General features: G+C 36.7%; 6 protein-coding genes. 4 read left to right on the forward strand and 2 right to left on the reverse strand.

The window, feature by feature from the left end; genetic code table 11:
* Together AC1DG9_RS24915 and AC1DG9_RS24920 are read left to right on the forward strand one after the other, a co-directional pair.
* The coding region (locus AC1DG9_RS24915) for a helix-turn-helix domain-containing protein (RefSeq protein WP_477635448.1) at positions 1-609 on the forward strand (609 nt) is incomplete at its 5' end.
* Positions 610-669: 60 nt separating this feature from the next.
* Entirely contained in the window at positions 670-1,254 is a 585-nt protein-coding gene (locus AC1DG9_RS24920; RefSeq protein WP_172663153.1) for a DUF417 family protein, read from the forward strand.
* Here the strand turns inward: AC1DG9_RS24920 and AC1DG9_RS24925 are convergent.
* Positions 1,238-1,792, reverse strand: coding sequence for a phosphatase PAP2 family protein (locus AC1DG9_RS24925; RefSeq protein WP_172663154.1), 555 nt, complete (start codon positions 1,790-1,792; stop codon positions 1,238-1,240). The genes AC1DG9_RS24920 and AC1DG9_RS24925 overlap by 17 nt on opposite strands.
* A 154-nt stretch (positions 1,793-1,946) precedes the next feature.
* Complete coding sequence (locus AC1DG9_RS24930; RefSeq protein WP_172663155.1) at positions 1,947-2,879, reverse strand: LysR family transcriptional regulator; 933 nt, start codon at positions 2,877-2,879, stop codon at positions 1,947-1,949.
* Positions 2,880-2,990: 111 nt separating this feature from the next.
* On the opposite strand from AC1DG9_RS24930, the gene AC1DG9_RS24935 reads away from it, so the two are divergent.
* Both AC1DG9_RS24935 and AC1DG9_RS24940 read left to right on the forward strand, forming a co-directional pair.
* Positions 2,991-3,644, forward strand: coding sequence for an NAD(P)H-dependent oxidoreductase (locus AC1DG9_RS24935; protein ID WP_288879512.1), 654 nt, complete (start codon positions 2,991-2,993; stop codon positions 3,642-3,644).
* A partial coding sequence (locus AC1DG9_RS24940; protein ID WP_477635449.1) for a putative quinol monooxygenase occupies positions 3,595-3,742 on the forward strand: 148 nt, incomplete at its 3' end. The genes AC1DG9_RS24935 and AC1DG9_RS24940, both read left to right, overlap by 50 nt.

The following is a 3,742-nucleotide window of genomic DNA, read 5'->3' on the forward strand; positions in this document are numbered from 1 at the left end:
GACTTCTATTGCATTGAATTTCATCGTACTGAAGTGCGTTGCAATGGCTTATTGTTCAACAACATCTACATCGATCCAATTGTAATACTAACAGAAAAAGAAGCAAAGGTATTTGATAAATTACTGGATGATTTAAAAGAAGAATTAAACAACGAAACCCTGTCGGATATAGTACCACGCGCGTATCTGCAACTCTTTTTAGCCAAATCGAGCAGCATTAAGATGAATGCGGTTTCTAATAAAAATAACGATAGCGAAAGAGATGAACTTATGGAGCAGTTTAGCCAGTTGTTGGATGAGCATTTTCTTAATCTCCGTAAACCAGCTGACTATGCCGAATTATTATCCATGTCTAGAGACAATTTTACCAGGCGCTGTACCCGTTATTTCAGAAAGTCACCCTCGCAATTAATTCAGGAAAAATTAATGCTTGAGGCAAAAAAACAACTTCATTTAACCAGGCAAAGCATTAAAGAAATTGCCTATAATTTACAGTTTCAGGACGAGTTTTATTTTAGTCGCGTGTTTAAAAAATTCACAAAAGTTTCGCCACAAGTATTCAGAGATAAAACCGGTATCTCCATTGTGGCGGATATGTCCAAGGATTAACCCCTTTTGTCCATGTACTACTTACCCGGGTTGCTATAGATTTGTATAAAAATCAATAGCATGAAAAATTCAATCATAAATACAATAGCCAATCTTGATCAATTAGGTAAAAATGCAATCCGTTTTGGAATCGTTATCGTCTTTCTTTGGATAGGTGGTTTAAAGTTTTTTACATATGAGGCTGATGGCGTTGTTCCTTTTGTGGCCAACAGCCCATTTATGTCTTTCTTTTACAACCATCCTGATGAGTATAAAAGCCACATGAATAAAGAAGGCGACTTGATTCCAGCGAACCATCAATGGCATATAGCAAATAACACGTATGGCTTTTCGGCGGGCTTAGGGGTATTCTTAATTACGCTTGCTATTTTGGTTTCCCTACATAAAGTAGCTCCTTTAGCTAGTATGATCGGCAGTGCACTTATATTCTTAATGTCGGTTGGCACATTGTCTTTCCTGGTTACTACTCCCGAAAGCTGGGTACCGCATTTAACAGATGAACAATGGGGATTCCCCTATTTATCTGGTCGTGGGCGATTAGTTATTAAAGACATTGTGATACTTGGTGGCGCCATTATTACAATGAGTGAATCTGCAAGGCTTTATCTTAAAGAGAAAAGCAGTAAGACTAATTTGGTCTCATAAATCTAAACGAAAGTGCAGTTCCAGTACCTAATACAGCACCCGCTGCCACATCTGTTGGGTAATGAACGCCTAAGTATAAACGCGAAAAGCTAACAGACCCAGCCCATAAATATGCAGGCGCAATTACGTACCATTTAGGGTACGCCTGAGATAAAGCAGTAGCAGTTGTAAACGATGTAGAGGTATGCCCGGATGGAAACGAATAATGCGAAGGCTGATAAACAGCATTAATTTTAACATTGGCAAGAAATGGTCTTGGACGTTTAACGGCTTTTTTAATTAACATAGTAACCAGCGCATTAACAGCCGAACTACTCACAACATATAAAGCATTTTGCCGCATTTCTTTGTCCTTGCCAATTACACCAGCGGCAAACAAGCCTACTGGAACACCTACGTTAACTAAATCATTGTTTTTAGATAAGAACATAAAGAAGCCTGTTTTCTCAGGTGTTCTGGTTTTTGAAAGATCAATAAGTATCTGATCGTCCAAACGTTGCAATCCGTTTTGAGCAAAACCATGCAACGGTAAAGACATTAAACCAATTTGGATTACCAGTAAATATTTAAAGTATTGTATTTTCAATGTTTAGTCCTCCTTTGCTTAATAAATTTGTACGTACCGTATTACGATTCTAAAAACAGATCAAAATAACAGTTAGTTTCTGAATATACCATCATAAGTATATCACTTAATTAAAAATTACTGTTTGTTTATCATGGTGCTCATTAACCATTTCTTTCAAAAAGATTTCCTGAATTTGCATGACCTCTTCCAGATACATTGTTTTCTTTCTTGTGCCAAAATACAATGTATTCTCTATTACATTATAGCCATCCCATATTTGTTTAACGTTACCCGAATCAAGTTCTTTTTTAGAAAGAAAATCGGGAATAACAGCAATTCCCTCACCCCCACTTAAACAACGGATAATTGAGCTCATGTTAGGTACAATGTAATTAGGTTTAAAATCAGGTCGTTTACCAAAATTTATATGCCAAAACCTGCGTAAATGCTCCATATCTCCGGCTGTTCCGTACCATGTTTGGCGTTTTAACCAATCCTGTATACCGTTCAGATCTCTGCTTTTTAGCAAAGGATCAAGCTCTTCTGTTGATGTTTTTGCCCCGCCAATTACCACTATTCTTTCTTTAAAAAATGGTGTATAAATCAATCCCTTGTAATCTCCTTTTTGCGGCGTAATAATCAAATCCAGAATACCGTTATCCAGGTCACTAAGCATTTGAGGATAGTCTCCAAACTTAATAATTACATTAAAATCCAAACTCGGTAAATAAGACTCAAGTGTGAACTGGAAGGTTTCAAAGCACATACCAATACTTATAGTAGGCTTTTCCTTTTCCGTACTTTTATGGAAGTGGCGCTCTGCTTCTTCGAGTTTACACAATGATTCCTGTATATAATTGTAAAGTATCTTTCCGCGTTCGGTAGACACCATTTTTCTCGACGTCCGATCAAAAAGCTTGTACCCAACATACGATTCCAATGAGCTTAAATGTAAACTCACACCAGGTTGCGAAACATACAACGACTCGGCCGCACCTGTGAGTGTACCTGTTTCATAAATAGCCTTAAAGGTTCTGAACCATTCTAAATTAACCATAACAACATATCATAATTATGATACAAAGGTATGATTTATATTATTTTAATAGTAACATATCTAGCCGTAATTTTGTCATCACAATTAAGAAGTAAAATCAATTCTATTAAAATGGAAACAAAAAAAATATTTGTAATTAACGGAGGACAGGTCTTTGGGCATTCTGGAGGCCGTTTTAATAAAACAATTTTTGATACCACACGTCAGTTTTTTAATGACAAAGAAGGATTTGAAATCAGATCTACCGATATCAATGATGATTATGATCCAAAACAGGAAGTAGAGAATTATGTATGGGCTGATATTGTTATTTACCATACTCCTATCTGGTGGTTTCAGGTACCTAACGGATTAAAAAAATATATTGACGTGGTTTTTACAGAAGGTCACCAAACCGGAATTTATCATAGCGATGGACGTTCATCTCAAAACCCAACTATTAATTATGGTACAGGCGGTATGCTGCATGGCAAAAAATATATGGTCACCTCATCATGGAATGCTCCGAAAGAAGCTTTTACCCTACCGGGAGAATTCTTTAATGAAACCAGTGTTGATGATGGAGCATTATTCGGTTTTCACCGTATGAATGCCTTTACAGGGATGAAACCATTGCCTGGCCTGCACTTTCACGATGTAGAAAAGAATGCTAATATTGTAGCCGATCTTGAAAGATACACAACACATTTAAACAACATTTTTATAAATAAAGAACATGAGCATTTATCTAACAGCAATTTCCAGAGCGAAGCCACAACACATTGAGCAGTTTAAAGCACTTTTATTAGCACTGGTTGTAGAATCGAGAAAAGAAGAAGCCTGTATTCAATACGATCTTCATCAATCAAGTGACGATCCTGCTT

The sequence above is a fragment of the Pedobacter sp. 05L430 genome (assembly GCF_056397585.1).